Consider the following 6,275-nt stretch of genomic DNA (forward strand, 5'->3'; position numbering starts at 1 on the left):
CCCGTTGCACTGAGGCTCTCCTTCGTGTCGTCCGTACCGTCGGCCAGATCATCTTCGTCCAGCGTGACTGTGTCAGCCACTGTCGGTGTCGCAACTTCAGCCGCTTCCGGTACATCATCGGTGACGTTCACCGAGAAGGTCTGCGTGATGGACGTATCCGCCAGTGTGGACGGATCCAGATCGTAATCCGTCGCCACATCATCGGACGGTGTGCCCGTCAGCGTGAACTCAAGGCCCAGGCTGTTCTCGCCATCGGCTGCCCCATGATCAAGGCTGTCCTGCAGCGTGAAGGTGTAGCTGCCGTCTTCGTTCAGTTCCACCGTGAACACATCACGGCCATCGGCTGTCGCCTGCAGCGTATTGGTTGCCGCATCCCAGCTGTAGGTAACCGCTTCACCCTGGCTGGTCAGACCTGCCGGACCTTCAAGCGCCCAGTCCAGATCGTCATACTGCAGCGCCGTCGGTGAGCCGTCGGCTGCACCATCCGCACCGTAATCAATCGTGATCAGGTCACCGTCGAGACCGAGGTCGCCCGTTGCACTGAGGCTCTCCTTCGTGTCGTCCGTACCGTCAGCCAGATCATCTTCATCCAGCGTGACCGTATCGGCGACCGTCGGCGTCGCCACTTCAGCCGCTTCCGGAACATCGTCGGTCACATTGACCGAGAAGGTCTGGCTGATCGAGGTATCCGCCAGCGTCGACGGATCCAGATCGTAATCCGTCGCCACATCATCGGACGGTGTGCCCGTCAGCGTAAACTCGAGACCGAGGCTGTTCTCGCCGTCTGCTGCCCCATGATCAAGGCTGTCCTGCAGCGTGAAGGTGTAGCTGCCGTCTTCGTTCAGTTCCACCGTGAACACGTCACGGCCATCCGCTGTCGCCTGCAGCGTGTTGGTTGCCGCATCCCAGCTGTAGGTGACCGCGTCACCCTGGCTGGTCAGACCTGCCGGGCCTTCAAGCGCCCAGTCCAGATCGTCATACTGCAGCGCCGTCGGTGAGCCATCGGCTGCACCATCCGCACCGTAATCGATCGTGATCAGGTCACCGTCCAGACCGAGGTCGCCTGTAGCACTGAGGCTCTCCTTCGTGTCGTCCGTACCGTCAGCCAGATCATCTTCATCCAGCGTGACCGTATCGGCCGCCGTCGGTGTCGCCACTTCAGCCGCTTCCGGAACGTCATCCGTCACATTGACACTGAAGGTCTGCGTGATCGAGGTATCCGCCAGCGTGGACGGATCCAGATCGTAATCCGTCGCCACATCATCGGACGGTGTGCCCGTCAGCGTGAACTCGAGGCCCAGGCTGTTCTCGCCATCGGCTGCCCCATGATCAAGGCTGTCCTGCAGCGTGAAGGTGTAGCTGCCGTCTTCATTCAGTTCCACCGTGAACACATCACGGCCATCGGCTGTCGCCTGCAGCGTGTTGGTTGCCGCATCCCAGCTGTAGGTGACCGCTTCACCCTGGCTGGTCAGACCTGCCGGACCTTCAAGCGCCCAGTCCAGATCGTCATACTGCAGCGCCGTCGGTGAGCCATCGGCTGCACCATCCGCACCGTAATCGATGGTGATCAGGTCACCGTCGAGACCGAGGTCACCCGTTGCACTGAGGCTCTCCTTCGTGTCGTCCGTACCGTCGGCCAGATCATCTTCGTCCAGCGTGACTGTGTCAGCCACTGTCGGTGTCGCAACTTCAGCCGCTTCCGGAACATCATCCGTCACATTGACCGAGAAGGTCTGCGTGATGGAGGTATCCGCCAGCGTCGACGGATCCAGATCATAATCCGTCGCCACATCATCAGACGGTGTGCCCGTCAGCGTGAACTCGAGGCCCAGGCTGTTCTCGCCATCGGCTGCCCCATGATCAAGGCTGTCCTGCAGCGTGAAGGTGTAGCTGCCGTCTTCATTCAGTTCCACCGTGAACACATCACGGCCATCCGCTGTCGCCTGCAGCGTGTTGGTTGCTGCATCCCAGCTGTAGGTGACCGCTTCACCCTGGCTGGTCAGACCCGCCGGGCCTTCAAGCGCCCAGTCCAGATCGTCATACTGCAGCGCCGTCGGTGAGCCATCCGCCGCACCATCCGCACCGTAATCGATCGTGATCAGATCACCGTCGAGACCGAGGTCACCCGTTGCACTGAGGCTCTCCTTCGTGTCGTCCGTACCGTCGGCCAGATCATCTTCGTCCAGCGTGACTGTGTCAGCCACTGTCGGTGTCGCAACTTCAGCCGCTTCCGGAACATCATCCGTCACATTGACCGAGAAGGTCTGGCTGATGGACGTATCCGCCAGCGTCGACGGATCCAGATCATAATCCGTCGCCACATCATCAGACGGTGTGCCCGTCAGCGTGAACTCGAGGCCCAGGCTGTTCTCGCCATCGGCTGCCCCATGATCAAGGCTGTCCTGCAGCGTGAAGGTGTAGCTGCCGTCTTCATTCAGTTCCACCGTGAACACATCACGGCCGTCCGCAGTGGCCTGCAGGGTCTGCGTTGCCGCATCCCAGCTGTAGGTGACCGCTTCACCCTGGCTGGTCAGACTTGCCGGACCTTCAAGCGCCCAGTCCAGATCGTCATACTGCAGCGCCGTCGGTGAGCCATCGGCTGCACCATCTGCACCGTAATCGATCGTGATCAGATCACCGTCGAGACCGAGGTCGCCAGAGGCTGAGAGCGATTCCTTCGTGTCGTCCGTACCGTCAGCAAGATCATCTTCATCCAGCGTGACCGTATCGGCCACTGTCGGCGTCGCCACTTCGGCCGCTTCCGGAACGTCATCCGTCACGTTCACCGAGAAGATCTGGCTGATCGAGGTATCCGCCAGCGTCGACGGATCCAGATCATAATCCGTTGCCACATCATCGGACGGTGTGCCCGTCAGCGTAAACTCGAGGCCCAGGCTGTTCTCGCCGTCTGCTGCCCCATGATCGAGGCTGTCCTGCAGCGTGAAGGTGTAGCTGCCGTCTTCGTTCAGTTCCACCGTGAACACATCACGGCCATCCGCTGTCGCCTGCAGCGTGTTGGTTGCTGCATCCCAGCTGTAGGTGACCGCTTCACCCTGGCTGGTCAGACCCGCCGGGCCTTCAAGCGCCCAGTCCAGATCGTCATACTGCAGCGCCGTCGGTGAGCCATCCGCCGCACCATCCGCACCGTAATCGATGGTGATCAGATCACCGTCCAGACCGAGGTCGCCCGTTGCACTGAGGCTCTCCTTCGTGTCGTCCGTACCGTCAGCCAGATCGTCTTCGTCCAGCGTCACCGTATCGGCCGCCGTCGGTGTCGCAACTTCAGCCGCTTCCGGCACATCGTCCGTCACATTGACACTGAAGGTCTGCGTGATCGAGGTGTCCGCCAGCGTCGACGGATCCAGATCGTAATCCGTCGCCACATCATCGGACGGTGTGCCCGTCAGCGTGAACTCAAGGCCCAGGCTGTTCTCACCGTCTGCCGCCCCGTGATCAAGGCTGTCCTGCAGCGTGAAGGTGTAGCTGCCGTCTTCATTCAGTTCCACCGTGAACACATCACGGCCATCGGCTGTCGCCTGCAGCGTATTGGTTGCCGCATCCCAGCTGTAGGTGACCGCCTCGCCCTGGCTGGTCAGACCTGCCGGGCCTTCAAGCGCCCAGTCCAGATCGTCATACTGCAGCGCCGTCGGTGAGCCATCCGCCGCACCATCCGCACCGTAATCGATCGTGATCAGGTCACCGTCGAGACCCAGATCACCCGTTGCACTGAGGCTTTCCTTCGTGTCGTCCGTACCGTCGGCCAGATCGTCTTCGTCCAGCGTGACCGTATCAGCCACCGTCGGTGTCGCCACTTCAGCCGCTTCCGGAACGTCATCGGTGACGTTGACTGAGAAGGTCTGCGTGATGGACACACCTTCAAGTACGCCCGGATCCAGATCGTAATCAGTGCCCGCTTCCACATCCGGCGTGCCCGTCAGGGTGAATTCGAGGCCCAGGCTGTTCTGGCCATCCGCAGCCCCGTGATCAAGACTCCCCTGCAGCGTGAAGGTGTAAGTGCCGTCTTCATTCAATTGAACCGTAAACACATCTTCACCACCGGCAGACGCCTGCAGCGTGTTGGTCGAGGCATCCCACTGATATGAAACCGGGTTACCGCCTGAGAGCAGACCAGCCGGCCCCGCAACTTCAAATGTCAGATCACTGTATGCCAATGCCGTAGGGGCACCGTCCACAGGGCCATCTGCACCGTAATTGATAGTGATCAGATCACCGTCGAGGCCGAGATCGCCAGAGGCTGAAAGTGATTCCTTCGTATCGTCCGTACCGTCGGCCAGATCATCTTCGTCCAGCGTGACCGTATCGGCCACCGTCGGGGTCGCCACTTCGGCCGCTTCCGGAACGTCATCCGTCACATTGACACTGAAGGTTTGTGTCACACTCAAATCACCGACCATCGCCGGATCCAGATCGTAATCCGTCAATACAGCGTCATCCGGTGTTCCGGTCAGCGTGAACTCAAGGCCCAGGCTGTTCTCCCCATCCGCAGCCCCATGATCAAGGCTGTCCTGCAGCGTGAAGGTAAAGGTACCATCTGCATTCAACTCCACCGTGAATACATCACGGCCATCCGCAGAGGCCTGCAGCGTATTGGTCGACGCATCCCACTCATAGGTGACCGGCTCACCTTGCGAAGTAATACCTGCAGGGCCAGTCAGTTCAAAGTTCAGATCATCATACTGCAGCGCTGTTGGAGCGCCATCTGCCGGCCCATCTGCGCCATAATTAATGGTAATCAGATCACCATCCAGACCCAGCGTACCGGAGGCAGAGAGGCTTTCCTTGTCTTCATCCGTACCGTCGGCCAGATCATCTTCATCCAGCGTGACCGTAGTGACCGCACGTTCAACATCTACATTGATATCGTTGTAATCAAGATCACCACCATTATGGAGGTCTTCCCAATTCTGGCTGCCCGGCGCGCCCGAATCCTGTTCGTGGTCCAGACCATCTTCATTCAGAGACTGGTTCGTAAAGAGAGCATCTGTGCCAGTTCCCACCAGAACCTGGCCGCCTTCCGTGACAACCTGCCAGTTACCATCCCCATCCTGCTGGAACGTCACATTCATGCCGTTCTCGATGCCGCTATTCACAGCATTACCATTCGGGATTACAAAGAAACCGACATTATCCGGATCGACACCCTCAATTGAGAATGTATCTCCGATATCTTCCTTCGTGTTCGACCATATGATCTGACCCGATACCGGCTCACCGTCTTCATTCTGGATATAATAGCCATAGCTATTCTGATGGCTTGCAGACTCCTGACCCATATTTGTAACAGTCAGGGTCTCACTACCGGCCTGATCAGGCTCAACCACAGCGGCTTCCGGAACATCATCGGTCACATTGACCGAGAAGGTCTGGCTGATGGAGGTATCCGCCAGTGTGGACGGATCCAGATCGTAATCCGTTGCCACATCATCGGACGGTGTGCCCGTCAGCGTGAACTCGAGGCCCAGGCTGTTCTCACCATCGGCTGCCCCATGATCAAGGCTGTCCTGCAGCGTGAAGGTGTAGCTGCCGTCTTCATTCAGTTCCACCGTGAACACATCACGGCCATCGGCTGTCGCCTGCAGCGTGTTGGTTGCCGCATCCCAGCTGTAGGTCACCGCTTCACCCTGGCTGGTCAGACCTGCCGGGCCTTCAAGCGCCCAGTCCAGATCGTCATACTGCAGCGCCGTCGGTGAGCCATCGGCTGCACCATCCGCACCGTAATCGATCGTGATCAGATCACCGTCGAGACCGAGGTCGCCAGAGGCTGAGAGGGATTCCTTCGTGTCGTCCGTGCCGTCAGCCAGATCATCTTCGTCCAGCGTGACTGTGTCAGCGACCGTCGGTGTCGCAACTTCTGCCGCTTCCGGTACATCATCGGTGACGTTGACACTGAAGGTCTGGGAGATCGAGGTATCCGCCAGTGTGGACGGATCCAGATCGTAATCCGTCGCCACATCATCGGACGGTGTGCCCGTCAGCGTGAACTCAAGGCCGAGGCTGTTCTCACCGTCTGCTGCCCCATGATCAAGGCTGTCCTGCAGCGTGAAGGTGTAGCTGCCGTCTTCATTCAGTTCCACCGTGAACACATCACGGCCATCCGCAGTCGCCTGCAGCGTGTTGGTTGCCGCATCCCAGCTGTAGGTCACCGCTTCACCCTGGCTGGTCAGACCTGCCGGGCCTTCAAGCGCCCAGTCCAGATCGTCATACTGCAGCGCCGTCGGTGAGCCATCGGCTGCACCATCCGCACCGTAATCGAT

At 59.5% G+C, this 6,275-nt stretch carries 1 protein-coding gene; it reads right to left on the reverse strand.

Annotation, left to right across the window (positions count from 1 at the left end; translation table 11 throughout):
• On the reverse strand, positions 1-6,275 hold a 6,275-nt coding region (locus GH722_20580), incomplete at both ends, for a hypothetical protein (protein MRG74163.1).

The sequence above is a fragment of the Alphaproteobacteria bacterium HT1-32 genome (genome assembly GCA_009649675.1).
Lineage (GTDB): Bacteria > Pseudomonadota > Alphaproteobacteria > Rhodospirillales > HT1-32 > HT1-32.